The sequence below is a fragment of the Mycobacterium sp. NGS24 genome, from assembly GCF_059813065.1.
Genome location: NZ_JCALDW010000018.1, coordinates 65,326 through 80,872, shown reverse-complemented (window position 1 = coordinate 80,872; position 15,547 = coordinate 65,326). Strand labels below are relative to the sequence as shown.

The 15,547-nt window shown below is 67.3% G+C and carries 14 protein-coding genes; 11 read left to right on the top strand and 3 right to left on the bottom strand.

Translation table 11 applies throughout. The features are described from left to right. The first annotated feature begins 190 nt into the window (after positions 1 to 190). From AC5Y6Y_RS20380 to cysC, 11 genes are all read left to right on the top strand, one after another. Positions 191 to 1,366, top strand: a complete 1,176-nt coding sequence (locus AC5Y6Y_RS20380) for a cytochrome P450 (RefSeq protein ID WP_499930183.1) — start codon at positions 191 to 193, stop codon at positions 1,364 to 1,366. 3 nt (positions 1,367 to 1,369) lie between these two features. Continuing rightward, positions 1,370 to 2,572 (top strand): acyl-CoA dehydrogenase family protein, encoded by a 1,203-nt coding sequence (locus tag AC5Y6Y_RS20375; protein ID WP_463826728.1) that lies wholly within the window; start codon positions 1,370 to 1,372, stop codon positions 2,570 to 2,572. After that, on the top strand, positions 2,573 to 3,115 hold the full coding sequence (locus AC5Y6Y_RS20370) for an FAS1-like dehydratase domain-containing protein (RefSeq protein WP_499926824.1): 543 nt from the start codon (positions 2,573 to 2,575) through the stop codon (positions 3,113 to 3,115). After that, entirely contained in the window at positions 3,115 to 3,513 is a 399-nt protein-coding gene (locus AC5Y6Y_RS20365) for a Zn-ribbon domain-containing OB-fold protein (RefSeq protein ID WP_499930182.1), read from the top strand. The genes AC5Y6Y_RS20370 and AC5Y6Y_RS20365 overlap by 1 nt, the downstream gene beginning before the upstream one ends. 2 nt (positions 3,514 to 3,515) lie before the next feature. After that, positions 3,516 to 4,619: an acyl-CoA dehydrogenase family protein gene (locus tag AC5Y6Y_RS20360; RefSeq protein ID WP_463826731.1), complete on the top strand. Its 1,104-nt coding sequence runs from the start codon at positions 3,516 to 3,518 to the stop codon at positions 4,617 to 4,619. After that, positions 4,620 to 5,075 (top strand): MaoC family dehydratase, encoded by a 456-nt coding sequence (locus AC5Y6Y_RS20355; protein ID WP_499930181.1) that lies wholly within the window; start codon positions 4,620 to 4,622, stop codon positions 5,073 to 5,075. Further along, positions 5,072 to 6,253 (top strand): lipid-transfer protein, encoded by a 1,182-nt coding sequence (locus tag AC5Y6Y_RS20350; protein ID WP_499926816.1) that lies wholly within the window; start codon positions 5,072 to 5,074, stop codon positions 6,251 to 6,253. Before AC5Y6Y_RS20355 ends, AC5Y6Y_RS20350 begins: the two co-directional genes overlap by 4 nt. A gap of 4 nt (positions 6,254 to 6,257) precedes the next feature. Continuing rightward, positions 6,258 to 6,872 (top strand): TetR/AcrR family transcriptional regulator, encoded by a 615-nt coding sequence (locus AC5Y6Y_RS20345; protein WP_463826734.1) that lies wholly within the window; start codon positions 6,258 to 6,260, stop codon positions 6,870 to 6,872. Between the two features lie 120 nt (positions 6,873 to 6,992). Continuing rightward, entirely contained in the window at positions 6,993 to 7,796 is an 804-nt protein-coding gene (gene stf0, locus AC5Y6Y_RS20340) for a trehalose 2-sulfotransferase (RefSeq protein WP_463826735.1), read from the top strand. A 46-nt stretch (positions 7,797 to 7,842) separates the two neighbouring features. Next, positions 7,843 to 8,760 carry a sulfate adenylyltransferase subunit CysD gene (gene cysD / locus AC5Y6Y_RS20335; RefSeq protein ID WP_499930180.1) on the top strand — a complete coding sequence of 306 codons (918 nt, stop codon included), beginning with the start codon at positions 7,843 to 7,845 and terminating at the stop codon, positions 8,758 to 8,760. 71 nt (positions 8,761 to 8,831) lie between these two features. Continuing rightward, positions 8,832 to 10,700, top strand: coding sequence for an adenylyl-sulfate kinase (gene cysC / locus AC5Y6Y_RS20330; protein WP_499930203.1), 1,869 nt, complete (start codon positions 8,832 to 8,834; stop codon positions 10,698 to 10,700). Here the strand turns inward: cysC and AC5Y6Y_RS20325 are convergent. The 3 genes from AC5Y6Y_RS20325 to dapC all read right to left on the bottom strand — a co-directional run bounded on the left by AC5Y6Y_RS20325 (position 10,697) and on the right by dapC (position 15,527). Beyond that, positions 10,697 to 11,956, bottom strand: a complete 1,260-nt coding sequence (locus AC5Y6Y_RS20325) for an alpha/beta hydrolase fold domain-containing protein (protein ID WP_499930179.1) — start codon at positions 11,954 to 11,956, stop codon at positions 10,697 to 10,699. The two genes, cysC and AC5Y6Y_RS20325, sit on opposite strands and share 4 nt — an antisense overlap. Positions 11,957 to 11,995: 39 nt before the next feature. After that, the gene (locus tag AC5Y6Y_RS20320; protein WP_499930178.1) at positions 11,996 to 14,374 is read right to left on the bottom strand and encodes an APC family permease; all 2,379 of its coding nucleotides are present in this window, start codon (positions 14,372 to 14,374) and stop codon (positions 11,996 to 11,998) included. A 67-nt stretch (positions 14,375 to 14,441) separates the two neighbouring features. Beyond that, positions 14,442 to 15,527, bottom strand: a complete 1,086-nt coding sequence (dapC, locus tag AC5Y6Y_RS20315) for a succinyldiaminopimelate transaminase (RefSeq protein WP_499930202.1) — start codon at positions 15,525 to 15,527, stop codon at positions 14,442 to 14,444. Between the last annotated feature and the right edge of the window lie 20 nt (positions 15,528 to 15,547).

Below are 15,547 nucleotides of genomic sequence, written 5' to 3'. Positions count from 1 at the left end.
AAGGATCGATGATGTCGGTCATCTATTCCCCTGGTGTACACCCGCTGAACCCGGGCGTCAATCACTGCACAACTGAATTCTGCGCTGTTTCATAGTGTTGCGGGCGTGTTGACAGCGCGATTACCAGCAGAGTAGACACAATGCACAAGACACTTTCGATAAATGTGTCGGATCGGAGGAACGCCCCGCCGTGCACACCGACATCCCACTGCACTCACCGGAGTTCTATGCCGGCGACCCGTATCCGGCCTACCGGGAGCTGCGTGCGACATCGCCGGTGCATTGGAACGACGTGACCGGATTCTGGGCGCTGCTCAAGTACGAGGACATCCGGTTCGTGTCGAGCAACCCGGCGCTGTTCACTTCCACCAAGGGCATCAGCATTCCGGACCCGGACATGCCGAACCCGGTGCAGGACGGCAACCTCATCTTCACCGATCCGCCGCGGCACCGGCAGATGCGCAAGCTGATCAACGCCGGCTTCACCCGGCGCCGGGTTTCGGTGCTCGAGCCCAAGATCCGCGAGATCGTGCGCGGCATCCTCGACGAGGTCGAACCCGGCACGGTGCACGAATTCGCCGAGGAGATCGCCGCCCCGCTGCCCACCCGGATGATCGCCGAGCTGATCGGTGCGCCCGCCGAGGATTGGGAGCAGTTCCGGACCTGGTCGGACGCGGCCACCGGGACCGCCGACCCCGAGATCGAACTCGACGCGTTCGTGGCCATGGGCCAGCTGTTCGAGTACTTCCAGAAGCTGATCGCCGCCCGGCGCGCCGATCCACGCGACGACCTGCTCTCGGTGCTGGCGGCGGCCGAGATCGACGAGCACCGGCTCAGCGACGAGGATCTGCTGAACTTCGCCTTCCTGCTGCTGGTGGCCGGCAACGAGACGACCCGCAACCTGATAGCGCTGGGCACCCTGGCCCTGATCAACCACCCCGACCAGGCCCGCCTGCTGGTCGAGGACCCCACGTCGATTCCGGTCGCAGTGGAAGAGATGCTGCGGTGGAACAGCCCGGTGGTGAGCATGTCGCGGGTGGCGACCGCCGACGTCGACATTCGCGGCCGGCTGATCCGGGCCGGCGACGTGGTGACGATGCTCTACGGGTCGGCCAACCGCGACGAAGACGTATTCGGGGCTGACTCAGAGGACTTCAAGGTCACGCGCCATCCGAATCCGCACATCGCGTTCGGCTGCGGTGAACATTCCTGCATCGGTGCGCAATTGGCGCGGCTGGAGGCGACCGTGCTGTTCGAGGAGTTGCTGCGGCGCTTCCCGCGCCTGGACCTGGTCGGCGACGTCGACCGGATGAAGGCCACGATGGTGCCCGGGGTCAAGCGGATGCCGGTACGGCTGGAGGTCTGAGACATGGATCTCGAATACACCCCGGAACAGCAACGGCTGCGCGCCGAGATGCGTGCCACACTGCAACAGGTGATGACACCCGAACGCGTCGCGGCGATCGGCAAGAACATCGAGGGCGGCCCCGCTGTCCGGGACTGCGTGCGCGCGCTGGCAGCGGCCAACCTGCTTGGCGTGGGATGGCCCAAAGAATATGGTGGACAGGGTTTTTCGGCAATCGAGCAGTACATCTTCGGCGAGGAGGCCCGCCGGGCCGGGGCACCGATCCCGTTGGTGACGCTCAATACCGTCGGTCCGACGTTGATGCAGCGCGGCACCGAGGAGCAGAAGCAGAAGTTCCTGCCGGCCATTCTGGACGGCAGCGTCGAATTCGCGATCGGTTACTCCGAACCAGGCGCAGGCAGTGACCTGGCCTCGGTGCGCACCACCGCCGTCCGCGACGGCGACGAATACGTCATCAACGGCCAGAAGATGTTCACCAGTGGCGCGGCCTACGCCGACTACATCTGGCTGGCGGTCCGCACCGATCCGAATGTGAAGAAGCACAAGGGAATCTCGATTCTGATCGTGCCGACGTCGGCGCCGGGTTTCTCCTGGCAGCCACTGCACACCATGCCGGGCATCTCGACGTTCTACACGTTCTACGACAACGTGCGGGTTCCGGTCAGCGCGCTGGTCGGCGAGGAGAACCAGGGGTGGGAACTGATCACCACCCAGTTGAATTTCGAACGCGCCGCGCTGGGCAACCTGGGTGCACTCGAGCCGTTGTTCGAAAAGACGGTGGCCTGGGCGACCGAGACCGAACTCGACGGTGCCCGCGTCATCGACCAGCCCTGGGTCCAGCTGGCACTGGCCCGGGTCGAAGCCGAGGTCGCTGCCTACAAGCTGGTCAATCTGCGGGTGAACGCCGCGATGACCAAAGGTGTGCTGAACATGGGTGAAGCCTCGGCGGCGAAGGTGTTCGGCACCGAACTCACCCAGCAGGTGGCCCGTCAGCTGCTCGAGGTGCTCGACGGCAACGGAGTGCGCCGCGGCGCGGACGCTCCGCTGCGGGGCGCCCTGGAATCGGCGTACCGGCAGGCCGTGATCAACACGTTCGGCGGCGGCGCCAATGAAATCCAGCGTGACATCATCGCGATGGCGGGACTGCGCATGCCGCGCGCACCTCGTGATCTTCGCGCGGCCGCAGACAAAGGAGGATCGACCTAAGTGACCGACGCAGAAGTGCAAGACAGGGTGCGGGCCCTGGTCGGCAAACCGACCGGCGGCACCGGAAAGCCCTCGGTGGCTCCAGATCCGGTCAATCAGCCGATGATCCGGCACTGGGCCTACGCCATGGACGACCTGAATCCGGTGTACATCGACCCTGATTTCGCGGCGACCTCGCGGTTCGGTGGCATCGTCTCGCCGCCGGTGATGCTGCAGACCTGGACCATGCCCTCGCCGAAGCTGGACGGGATCGGGGACCGCGGGGGCGCGCCCGTCGAAATCAGAAGCAACCCAACGGCTTTCCTGGACGAGGCCGGATACCGCAGTACGGTGGCCACCAATTCCGAATTCGAGATCGAGCGTTATCCGCGGCTGGGCGACCTGATCAGCGCGACGACGGTCTACGAGTCGGTGTCGGAGGAGAAGAAGACGGCGCTGGGCACCGGGTTCTTCCTGACCTGGCTGACCACCTATACCAATCAGGACGGCGAAGTGCTTGGGCGACAACGTTTCCGGGTCCTGCGATTCAAGCCGGCCAACTGATGGCCACCCGGATGGCGCCCACCATCAGCGCCGACACCGCGTTCTTCTGGAACGGATTGAAGCAGAACAAACTCCTGATCCAGCGCTGCAGCGGCTGTGCGACGCTGCGGCACCCGCCCCGGCCGATGTGCGCGCAGTGCCGCTCGCTGGAGTGGGAGCCGATCGAGGCGTCCGGGCGCGGCACGGTGTACAGCTACGTGATGCCGCACCAGCCGCGCGTCCCGTTCTTCGACTACCCCTACATTGTGGTGTTGGTCGAACTCGAGGAAGGGGTTCGGCTGGTGTCCAACCTGACCGACATCGATCCGGCTGAGGTGGAAGTCGGTATGCCGGTGCAGCTGTACTTCCAGACCTACGACAACGACTTGACGCTGCACCAGTTCCGGCCGAGTCGGTAGCCATGGATTTCACCTTCACCGAAGAGCAGGAAACCATCGCCAAGCTGGCCCGGGAGATCTTTGATCGCCGGGCCACACCGGAACGGCTCACCGAACTGGAGGCCGGTGACACGCGCTACGACGAGGCCCTGTGGAAGGAACTCGCCACCGTCGACCTGCTCGGGACCGCACTGCCGGAATCGTTCGGCGGCAACGGTGGCGGCTTCGTGGAACTCGGCGTGCTGCTGGCCGAAGTCGGGTGGGCGGTGGCCCCGGTGCCGGCCTACCCGACGCTGGTGCTGGGCGCCGACCCGATCGCCCGGCACGGCAATCCCGGCCAACAGCACCGTTTCCTGCCCGATGTCATTGCCGGGCAACGCATCCTGACGGCCGGCCTGGCCGAGCCCGGCCGGTCCGACCCGACACGTCCGGCCACCACCGCCCGCCGCGACGGCGCGACCTGGCGCCTGGACGGGGCCAAAGAACTGGTGCCGGCTGCGCAACTGGCCGACACGGTGCTGATTCCGGCAGCGGTCGACGACGGGGACGTCGCGGTGTTCCTGGTGGCGACAGACGCACCCGGGGTCGAGGTCCGGGCGGTGCCGACCACCGATCGCGAACCGCACGCCGACGTACTCCTGGCCGGTGCAACCGTTTCCGACGACGACCGGATCGACGTCGACGTAGCGGCGCTGTACACGCGCGCACTGGTCGCGCTGTGCGCGGTCCAGCTCGGCGTCGCCGACCGGGCCCTGCACATCGCCGCCGAATACACCACCGGGCGGGAACAATTCGGCCGGCCGATCGGCAGCTTCCAAGCCGTGCAACAGCGGATGGCCGACGCCTTCATCGATGTCGAGGCGATCCGCTGGACCACCTGGCATGCGGCGTGGCTGATCGGCGCCGGGCAATCCGCCGACCGGGCGGCCCGCATCGCCAAATTCTGGGCCGCCGACGCCGGGGCCCGGGTCACCGCCACAGCCCAACACGTGCACGGCGGCATCGGGATCGACACCACCTATCCGCTGCACCGCTACTTCCTGTGGGCCAAGCACAACGAGCTGACCCTGGGCCCGGCCTCCCAGCAACTTGCCCGCCTCGGCGCGACCTATTCGGAAGGACGTTAGATGACGACCACCGCCAGCCGGACCAGCACGTTGAAGTGGGCTGACATCGAGGTCGGTGACGAGCTCAGTCCCCTCGAAATCCCTGTCGACACCACGAAGATCGTGGCCGGGGCGATCGCCTCACGCGACTTCATGCCCGTGCACCACGACCGCGACTACGCCAAGAAGCAGGGCTCCCCCGACCTGTTCATGAACATCCTGACCACCAACGGGTACTGCGTGCGGTTCCTCACCGACTGGGCCGGCCCCGAGGCGATGGTGAAGAACCTCGCGATTCGCCTTGGCGTGCCGTGCTTTCCGGGCTCCACGCTGAGCTTCACCGGCAGCGTGTCCGCCAAGAACCCCGGCCAGGACGGCGAGAATTTCGTCGAGGTCACCTTCCGCGGCTCCAACAATCTCGGCGATCACGTCTCGGGCACCGCGGTGCTCAGTCTGCTGGACGGGCCGCAGGCATGAGCAGCACGCAACGGGGCACCCTCGCCGGCCACTGTGCAATAGCCGGGATCGGGCAGACCGAGTTCTCCAAGGAGTCCGGCCGCAGCGAGCTCCAATTAGCTTGCGAGGCAGTCAGTGCCGCGCTCGACGACGCCGGTCTGGCGCCGGCCGATGTCGACGGCATGGTCACCTTCACCATGGATTCCAGTGACGAGATCGAGATTGCCCGCAACGTCGGCATCGGCGATCTGAGCTTCTTCAGCCGGGTACACCACGGCGGTGGCGCGGCCGCCGGCACCGTGGTGCACGCCGCGATGGCGGTCGCGACCGGCGTCGCCGACGTGGTGGTGTGCTGGCGGGCCTTCAACGAGCGCTCGGGTTTCCGGTTCGGCGGCAGCGGGCGCACCAGTGCCGAGACGCCGCTGTTCATGGCGCACTATGCGCCGTTCGGTCTGATCACGCCGGCGGCGTGGGTGGCGTTGCACGCCCAGCGCTATATGTCCACCTACGGCGTCACCAACGAGGACTTCGGGCGCATCGCCGTCGTCGACCGCGCGCACGCCGCCCGCAACCCCGACGCGTGGTTCTACGAACGTCCGATCACGCTGGAAGACCATCAGAACTCGCGCTGGATCGTCGAACCCGTGCTGCGCCTGCTGGATTGCTGCCAGGAGAGCGACGGTGGGGTGGCGCTGGTGGTCACCAGCGCCGAGCGGGCGCGCGACCTGCGTCGACCGCCGGCGATCATCGCGGCGGCCGCCCAGGGCGCGGCAGCCAACGGCGAGATGATGACCAGCTACTACCGCGACGACATCACCGGACTCCCGGAGATGGGCGTCGTCGCCGACCGGCTCTGGCGTGACTCCGGGCTCAAACCGGCCGACATCCAAACCGCTTTCATCTACGACCATTTCACGCCGTTCGTGTTCACCCAGCTGGAAGAACTCGGCTTCTGCGGGCGCGGCGAGGCCAAGGACTTCGCCACCGTGGAGCGGCTGTCGCTGGGTGGTGAGTTCCCGATCAACACCAACGGCGGCCTGCTCGGCGAGGCGTACATCCACGGCATGAACGGCATCACCGAAGGTGTCCGGCAGGTCCGCGGCACGTCGTACAACCAGGTCGAGGGTGTCGAGCACGTACTGGTCACCTCGGGCACCGGGGTGCCCACCAGTGGGCTGATCCTCGCCCGGGACGGCTAGCCCGATGACCCAGGCTTCCACTTCCACCGCGACGCGTGACCTCATCCTGGAATCTGCGTATGCCTGCTTCCGCAAGCACGGGCTGTTGAAGGCGACGATCGTCGACATCGCCCGGGAGGCGGGGGTGTCCCGCAGCACCATCTACGAGTATTTCCGCGACAAGGGCGAGATTCTGGAGGCGTGCGCCGAACATGCCTCCGAGCAGTTCTACCGGGAGATGTCCCGGGCGATGGCGCCGGGCAGTTCGCTGGAGGACAAACTCGCAAATGCGGCGGTGTTCGTCACCCAGGCCCGCAGGGCCATCGCCTCTGAGGAGTACTTCGACGAAGATGCGATCAGCCTGCTGCTGACCAAGGACGCCGCGGTGCTGTTGCGGGAATGCATCGACTTCTTCGCGCCCTACCTGTCGGCCGCGAAACTCACCGGTGAGGTCCGCAAAGACCTCGACGTCGAATCGGCCGGCGAATGGTTCGCCCGAATCCTGTTCTCGTTGTTCAGCACTGCCTCACCGATCCGCGATATGGGCGATCCCGCAGTGGTGGCCGAATTCGTCAGCGCGCACGTGGTGCGCGGATTCGCCAGCGACACCACGCGTCGCGGCCCGTTGCGGAGTCGGTGAGCCGAGCCCGGCCGTCGGCGTCACTTTTGCCCGCCGGCAGGGCCGAGGCGCAATAGTTATCCTCACGCTGAACGTAACGGCAAGAGTTGCAGCGGTTTTGCGTCCGGTTAGGCTGCGATCGTGGTCGATCATCCCTCGTCGTATCTGGTGCTGGCTTCCCAGCGCAGCGGGAGCACCCTGCTGGTCGAATCGCTGCGCGCGACCGGGGTGGCCGGCGAACCACAGGAGTTCTTTCAGTACCTGCCCAGCACCAGTCAGTCCCCGCAGCCCCGGCAGTGGTTCGCCGACGTCGACGACGAGTCGATCCTGAGCCTGCTGGATCCGTTGGACGAGGGAAAACCCGACCTCGCACCTGCCGAAATCTGGCGCGACTACATCCGCACGGTGGGCCGCACGCCCAACGGCGTGTGGGGTGGCAAGCTGATGTGGAACCAGACGCCACTACTGCTGGACCGGGCCGCCGCGTTGCCGGACCGCTCCGGCGAGGGGCTGTTGTCGGCTATCCGCGACGTGGTCGGCGAGGATCCGCTGCTCATCCACATTCACCGCCCCGATGTCATCTCGCAGGCCGTGTCGTTCTGGCGTGCGGTGCAGACCCGGGTCTGGCGCGGACGGCCCGACCCGGTCCGCGACGCCCGCGCCACCTATCACGCCGGCGCGATCGCGCACGTCGTCACAATGCTGCGGGCGCAGGAGGAAGGCTGGCAGAACTGGTTCGCCGAGGAAAACGTCAAGCCGATCGAGATCTCCTATCCGGTGTTGTGGCGCAACCTGACTCAGGTAGTGGGCGACATCCTGGAGCAGTTGGGCCTCGATCCCCGGCTGGCACCCGAACCGGTACTGCAGCGCCAAGCCGATCAGCGTTCCGACGACTGGGTGGACCGTTATCGCGCTGACGCCGAAAGAGAAGGACTACCAACATGATTCGTGCCAACCACGATGCACGGCGAAACGGACAGGAGCCGCACCGATGACGACAGCGGTAGAAGCGCGGCGTGTCGACGAGCTGCGACTGCTGGAAGCCGAGGCGGTCCACATCATCCGCGAAGTGGTCGCCGAGCTGGAGCGCCCGGTGTTGCTGTTCTCCGCCGGCAAGGACTCCATCGTGCTGCTTCGGCTGGCGGAGAAGGCATTTCGGCCACTGCCGTTGCCGTTCCCGGTGATGCACGTCGACACCGGGCACAACTTCCCCGAGGTCATCGAGTTCCGGGACCGCCGGGTCACCGGCGAGGGCCACAAGCTGATCGTCGCGTCGGTGCAGGAGTCCATCGACAACGGCCGGGTACCCGATCCCGGCCCGTCGGCTTCCCGCAACCGGGCCCAGACCCGCACCCTGCTCGACGCGCTCGAAGCAGGCGGCTTCGACGCGGCGTTCGGCGGCGCCCGCCGCGACGAGGAACGCGCCCGGGCCAAAGAACGGATTCTGAGTTTCCGCGACGAGTTCGGCCAGTGGGATCCGCGCGCGCAGCGTCCGGAGCCGTGGTCGCTCTACAACGGCCGGATCAAGAAGGGCGAACAGGTCCGGGTGTTCCCGCTGAGCAACTGGACAGAACTCGACGTGTGGCGCTACATCGAGCTGGAAGACCTTGAAATACCGTCGATCTACTACGCGCACGAGCGCGAGGTGTTCGCGCGGGACGGCATCCTGCTGGCGGTGTCGGAGTACACCAGCCCGGCCGACGGCGAAGAAGCGAAGAAGGAATGGGTGCGGTACCGCACCGTCGGCGACCTGACCATCACCGGAGCGGTGCGCTCCGAAGCCACCGACATCACCGTTGTGATCACCGAGATCTCGGCGGCCACGGTGTCCGAGCGCGGCGAGACGCGGGCCGATGACCGCACGTCGGCCGCCGCGATGGAGGACCGCAAGCGAGAAGGGTACTTCTGATGACTGTTTCCGAGAAGGCCGAGAAGGCCGAGAAGGCCGACAAGGCCGACAAGATCGTGCATCCCAAGGGTGTGACGCGTCAGCTGCTGCGGATCACCACCGCGGGCTCGGTGGACGACGGCAAGAGCACCCTGATCGGCCGGCTGCTGCACGACACCGACAGCCTGCCGCTGGACCACCTCGAAGCCGTCACCGACGACGAGGGCGTCGCCGACCTCGCGGCACTGTCCGACGGTCTGCGCGCCGAACGCGAGCAGGGCATCACCATCGACGTCGCCTACCGCTTCTTCTCCACCGAGACCCGCAGCTACATCCTGGCCGACACCCCCGGCCACGAGCGCTACACCCGCAACATGTTCACCGGGGCCTCCAACGCGCACGTCGCGGTCCTGTTGGTGGATGCGCGCGAAGGCGTGCTCCGCCAGACCCGCAGGCACGCGCGGATCGCAAAGTTGTTGGGTATCAAGCACTTTGTCGCGGCGGTGAACAAGATCGACCTGATCGACTTCGACCAGGCTAAGTTCGCCGAGGTGGAGGAGCAACTGAGTCAGGTCGCGGGACGGTTGGGCGAGGTGGACCTCAAGGTGATCCCGCTCGCGGCCAAACACGGCGACAACGTCGTGCACCGTTCCGACCGGACACCCTGGTATGACGGCCCCACGCTGCTGGACTACCTGGAGGGCGTCGAGCTGGCCGCGCCGCAGGCTGAAGCCTCCCGGCTGCGCCTGCCGGTGCAGTGGGTTTCGCGCCCGACCGACCACCAGCGCCGCCGCTACACCGGGCGGCTGGCGGCGGGCACGCTCAGCGTCGGCGACCCGGTGATCTCGCTGCCAGCGGGCACCACGTCGACGGTGACGGCCCTGGACACCCTCGACGACGACCGCAAGACCGCGGTGGCACCGCTTTCGGTGTCGATCGAACTGGAAGACGATATCGACGTCGGCCGGGGCGACGTCCTGGTCAGCGGGGCCGAGGACGCGGTCCTGCCGGTGCTGGCCCGGGAACTCGACGCCACCGTGTGCTGGTTCATCGACAACCCGCTGCGGGCCGGCGACCGGTTGGCGCTCAAGCAGACCACCCGGACGGTGCGGACCACCGTGCAGGAACTGCACTCGCGCCTGGACCCCGAGACGCTCGACGAGATCGACCAGCCGGTTGAGTTGACACTCAACGACATCGGCACCGTGACGCTGCGGACCAGCTCGATCATCATCGCAGATCCCTACACCGACAACCGCGACAGCGGCGCGTTCATCCTCATCGACGAAACCACCAACGACACCGTCGGCGCCGGCACCATCATCGAGGCCCGGGAGGTCAAGCCGGGCGCCAGCCAGCGCACCGACATCCGTTGGCACCCTTCGGCGTTGGACCGCAAGCACCGTTGGAAGGCGACCGGGCAGCCGGGTGCCACCATCTGGTTCACCGGTTTGCCGGCATCAGGGAAGTCCACCGTCGCGGTGGCCGTGGAACGTGCGCTCGTCGAATCCGGGCGCGTCGCCTACCTGCTCGACGGCGACAACCTGCGCCACGGACTGTCCGACGATCTGGGCTTCTCCCCCGGCGACCGCACCGAAAACATCAGGCGGGTAGGGCATTTGACACGGTTGCTGGCCGACGCCGGCGTGGTAGCCCTCGCCTCGCTGGTGTCGCCGCTCAAATCCGACCGCGAAACCGCCCGCGCCCTCAACGACGCCGCCAAACTGCCGTTCATCGAGGTGCACATCTCCACCTCGCTCGAAGAGTGCGAGAAGCGCGACCCCAAGGGGCTGTATGCGCGGGCGCGCAGCGGCGAACTGAAAGGCCTGACCGGGGTGGATGCGCCCTACGAGCCCCCGGAGAACGCTGACCTGGTGCTCGACACCACCGGCGCCGACATCGACGAGCTCGCCGCCCAGGTGATCAGGCTGCTCGACGAGCGCAGCCCACGCAGCGGCTAGGTAGCGGCGGTGGCGCTGTCCTTGGCATGCGCGGCCGTGTAGACCTCGGCCAGAAACTGCTCCACCGCCACCGCGGCGTGCGCGGCCCGGGCGGAGCCGAAGATGTCGAAAGCATGCTGAGCACAAGGCAATTCGGCGTATACGACCGGCTGGCGGCTGACCTCGCGCAGCCGCGCGACGAAGCTGCGGGCCTGCTCCACCGGGATCAGCGAGTCGTTGACGCCGTGCAACACGAAAAAGGGCGGCGCGTCCTCGGAAACGTGTGTGATGGACGACGCCAGGCGGAACGGTTCGACGATCTCCTTGCGGCCGAGCTTGAACACCCGCTTGGCCATCATCGCGTGCATCATCGGATGCACCGCGTCGTCGCGGGTGAAGTCGTAGAACCCGTAGAACGGCACCGCCGCCTGCACCCGGGTGTCCAATTCTTCGAAGCCCGGCTGAAACAGCGGGTAGTTCGGGGTGAGTGCGGCAAGGGAGGACAGGTGCCCGCCGGCCGAACCGCCGGTGATCGCGATCCAGTCCGGGTCGCCGCCGTACTCGGCGATGTGTTCCTTGGTCCAGGCGATGGCGCGCTTGACGTCCGCGATCTGGTCGGGCCAGGTGGACCGCGGGCTGAGCCGGTAGTTGACCGATACGCAGACCCAGCCCAGCTCGGCCAGGTGACTCATCAGCGGATGCGCTTGTCCGCGTTTGTTTCCCACCATCCAGGCGCCGCCATGCACCTGCAGCAGCACCGGGGCTTTGCCGCCACGGTCCAGATCGGGCCGTCGCCAGATGTCGAGGTGGTTGCGCGAACCGTACTCCCCGTAGCTGATGTCGGAGTCGTGCGCGTAATCGCGCCAGATCCGCAGCATGCGGGCCGGGCCGGGTTTCTTCGCCGTCGCACCGTCGGGCGCCGGCCGCTTCCACAGGTCGCCGGACTCGGTGCGGCGGCCGGGACCCAGGCCTTCATGCAGTGCTGCGGTCAGGGGTTCGTCGGCCTGCCGTCCGGCGCGGGCCAGACCCAGCAGGCCCAGCCAGGACGCCGCCGACAGCAGGCAGCTGAACCCGAGCACGCGGGCCGGCAACCCCCGGGACAGCGCGGCCAGCGCCGCGAAGTGTGCGGCCAGCGACGGCAGCGGAAGTTCGGAGGCGAACAGCCCGAAGCCGAACGCATATCCGGCCCCGTACCCGCGCTTGCTCAGCGGCCGGTAGCCGTTGGCGGTGAACACCACCCCGGCCAGAGACACCAGTACCGCTGCGATCCGCTGCACGGCTTCCTCCCCAATCATCAAGTCCTGTCGAACTTAGAGTCAGCCGGTCTCGCCGGCTGCACCCGCCCCTCCTGCGTCGTGGGTCTCCACGGGCTCCTCGACCACGCTATAGCTGGGGTCGACCATCCACATCGGCCGATTCCCGCTCTGCCGGGCCTTGCCGGTGACGCGCAGCAGTTGGCCGGGCGCAATGTCGTCGCCGCCGCGTCCCGGACGGAACCTGATGCGCACCTCTCCGCTGTCGTCGCCGAGCACGATCCACCGGAACGTCCCGCGGCGCTTGGCGATGTCCTCGACCTCGGTGACCCGCCCCTCGACAGTGGCCCGCTGGCCGGGGATCAGCCCGGCCACCGTGATCACCGAGGACGACGAGGCCGGATGTTCGTAATTCTCCACGCGCCGGTCCTCACCCTGGGAGATCCACGCCTCGAGCTTGTCGATCTCGCGGGCGATGCGCTGTTCGAAGCGCTCGGGGTAGGCATCCTTGATCCGGGACTGCACGTCGTAGGGCACGATGGTGGCCGCCGCGTCGGGGATGAGGCTGACGGCTCGGGCGATCTTGTCCGCGGTGCGGTCGTGCAGCAACCGCCCCAGCAGCGGCGCATAGGTCCGACGCGGCAGCAGCACCGTCACATTGGTGTCGGGACTTTCTTTGCTCGACTTCGCGACCAGCAGCTGGGCGGCGCGGTTGACGCGCCGGTCCGGACAGTCCACCAACCGCAGCCGGGTGTCGAGTTTGAAGTCTTCCCAACGCTTTCGGAGCTGAGCGGCATGGATCGCGTCGACCATGAAGTGCACCGCGATCAGCTCGTCGGCCCGCAGCCCTTTTCCGTACCGCAGCGCTTCGAGCACGGCCAGGTCGACGGAGTTCACAAAGATGAACACCCGGTGCCGCGCATACTTGACCAGCTCGGGCCGGTCGGTGCGGAACATCTCGAGAATGGCGGCCTCGGCCCGGTATTCACGGTTGAGCCGGATGAGCATGAACACCAGCAGCGGGAAGACGATCACCACCAGCCACGCACCCTCGGTGAACTTGGCGACCGCGAAGATGCCGACCACGACCGTCGACAGGATCCCCGCCGAGAGGTTGATCGCCAACCGACGCCGCCAACCCGGTTCCCGTTCTCGCAGATGGTGTTTGGTCATCCCGTAACCGGCCATCGAGAATCCGGTGAACACGCCGATCGCGTAGAACGGGACCAGCGCGTTGACCGATCCGCCGGTCGTCACCAGCAGCACCACCGAAAGCCCGGTCAGCGCGATGATGCCGTTGGAATACACCAACCGGTGCCCGCGCTTCATCAGCTGCCGGGGCAGGAACCGGTCCTCGGCAACGAAACTGGCCAGTGCCGGGAAGCCGTTGAAACTGGTGTTGGCGCCGGTGAACAGAATGGCCGCCGTCGACGCCTGGACCAGGAAGAAGCACACGTCGCCCACGGCGCCGTGGCCGAATACCGCGCGTCCGATCTGGGAGAGCACCGAAGGGTATTCGGAGAGGTACGGCGTGGCGTGGGTGGCATAGGCGAGGTAGGCGACACCAGCCAGCAGGAAACCCAGGATGCAGGCCATGGCGGTCAGCACCCGACGGGCGTTGCGCCCCTGCGGTTTCTGGAACACCTCGACGGTGTTGGAGATGGCTTCGACACCGGTCAGCGACGAACCGCCGTTGGCGAACGCGCGCAGCAATACCAGGATCGTCGCGCCCATCACCAGACCGTCGCCGTGCTGCACCGGCACCGCTCCGCTCAGATGCTGCGCGTCGTAGGTCGGCAGACCCCAGACGAGATGCCGCACAACGCCGGTCACGATGGTGGCGGCGATCATGAGGATGAACAGATAGGTCGCCGCCGCGAACGGTTTGCCCGCCTCCCGCATGCCGCGCAGATTCAGATAGCAGATCAGCAGGACCACGCCGATGGTGATCTCCAGGCTGAACGGGCCCAGCTTCGGCAATGCCGACACCACGGCCACCGTGCCGGCCGCGGACTGCACCGCCACCGTCACCACATAGTCGATCAGCAGCGCCGCGGCGGACACCTGGGCGACCTTCGGCCCGAAGTTGTCCCGCGCGACGATGTAGGAGCCACCGGCCCGGGTGTAGGCCATCACCACCTGCCGGTATGACGCGGCCACCAGCACCAGGATCAACAGGATGACCCCGGTGATCGGCAGCAGCAACGCGAACGCTGCCAGCCCGGCCTGCGGCAGCAGTTCGATCAGGATCTGCTCGGGACCGTAGGCTGTCGACGAGATCGCATCCGGGGACAGCGCGCCGAGGGCGACGGGATTGGACAACCGCTCGTTGTTCAGCTCCTCGGTGATCAGCGGCTTGCCGAGGAACACCCGTTTGACGATGTCGCTCAGCGTCAGCGGGATCCGCAGCTTGCCGACCGAATCGTCTGACGCATCTGTCACAGGTTGCATTCTGCCGTCCCGGGGACCAGGACCGAAGAGGCGACGCGCCCCGGACGAGCAGGGGAAACTAGCGCAGGCGGGCGACCGCGGCGTCGATGCGCTCGTCGGTGGCGGTCAGCGCGATGCGCACGTGCCCGGCACCGGCGGGACCGTAGAAGTCACCGGGGGCCACCAGGATGCCGCGCTCAGCGAGCCAGGCGACGGTTTCGTGGCATCCCTCTCCCCGGCCGGCCCACAGGTACAACCCGGCTTCGGAGTGGTCGATGGTGAAACCGGCAGAACGCAGCGCCGGCAGCAGCGCCGCCCGCCGCTGCGCATACCGCTCCCGCTGCAGCTTCTCGTGGTCGTCGTCGTCCAGGGCGGCCACCATGGCGGCCTGCACCGGGGTCGGCACGATCATCCCGGCGTGTTTGCGCACCGCCAGCAGCTCGGCCACCACCGCGGCGTCCCCGGCGACGAAGCCGGCCCGGTAACCCGCCAGCGACGAAGTCTTCGACAGCGAATGCACCGCGAGCAACCCGGTATGGTCGCCGTCGGACACCGACGGATGCAGCACCGACAGCGGCTCGGCCGCCCAGGCCAGGCCCAGATAACACTCGTCGGAAGCCACCAGCACGCCGCGCTCGCGGGCCCAACCGACCACCTTGCGCAGGTGCTCGACGCCCAGCACCCGGCCCGTCGGGTTACTCGGCGAGTTCAGGTACACCAGCGCCGGGGTCTGCGGGCCCAGCTGGGTCAGCGAATCCGCGCGCACGATCTGCGTCCCGGCCAGCCGCGCACCCACGTCGTAGGTCGGATAGGCGAGCTCGGGCACCACGACCGTGTGCGAGGCGCCTAAGCCGAGCAACGTCGGCAGCCAGGCGATGAGTTCTTTGGTGCCGATCACCGGCAGTACCGCCGATTCGGCGAGGCCGGTGACACCGTAGCGACGCGCCAATGCCGACACCGCGGCCTGCCGCAGTTGCGGCGTACCGGCGGTGGCGGGGTAACCCGACGCCGAGCTCGCGGCGGCCAGCGCCTCCTGGATCAGCGGCGCGACCGGATCCACCGGCGTGCCGACCGACAGGTCGACGAGGCCATCCGGGTGGGCGGCCGCGACGGCCTTCGGGCCGGCCAGGGTGTCCCACGGGAACTCCGGCAAGGACGCCGACACGGTCTGCCGGCGGTGCACCG

Coding starts and splice junctions, on each gene's coding strand:
- AC5Y6Y_RS20350 (WP_499926816.1), top strand. CDS start 5,072: ATGAGCAGCACGCAACGGGGCACCCTCGCCGGCCACTGTGCAATAGCC.
- AC5Y6Y_RS20345 (WP_463826734.1), top strand. CDS start 6,258: ATGACCCAGGCTTCCACTTCCACCGCGACGCGTGACCTCATCCTGGAA.
- AC5Y6Y_RS20375 (WP_463826728.1), top strand. CDS start 1,370: ATGGATCTCGAATACACCCCGGAACAGCAACGGCTGCGCGCCGAGATG.
- cysD (WP_499930180.1), top strand. CDS start 7,843: ATGACGACAGCGGTAGAAGCGCGGCGTGTCGACGAGCTGCGACTGCTG.
- AC5Y6Y_RS20360 (WP_463826731.1), top strand. CDS start 3,516: ATGGATTTCACCTTCACCGAAGAGCAGGAAACCATCGCCAAGCTGGCC.
- AC5Y6Y_RS20355 (WP_499930181.1), top strand. CDS start 4,620: ATGACGACCACCGCCAGCCGGACCAGCACGTTGAAGTGGGCTGACATC.
- AC5Y6Y_RS20365 (WP_499930182.1), top strand. CDS start 3,115: ATGGCCACCCGGATGGCGCCCACCATCAGCGCCGACACCGCGTTCTTC.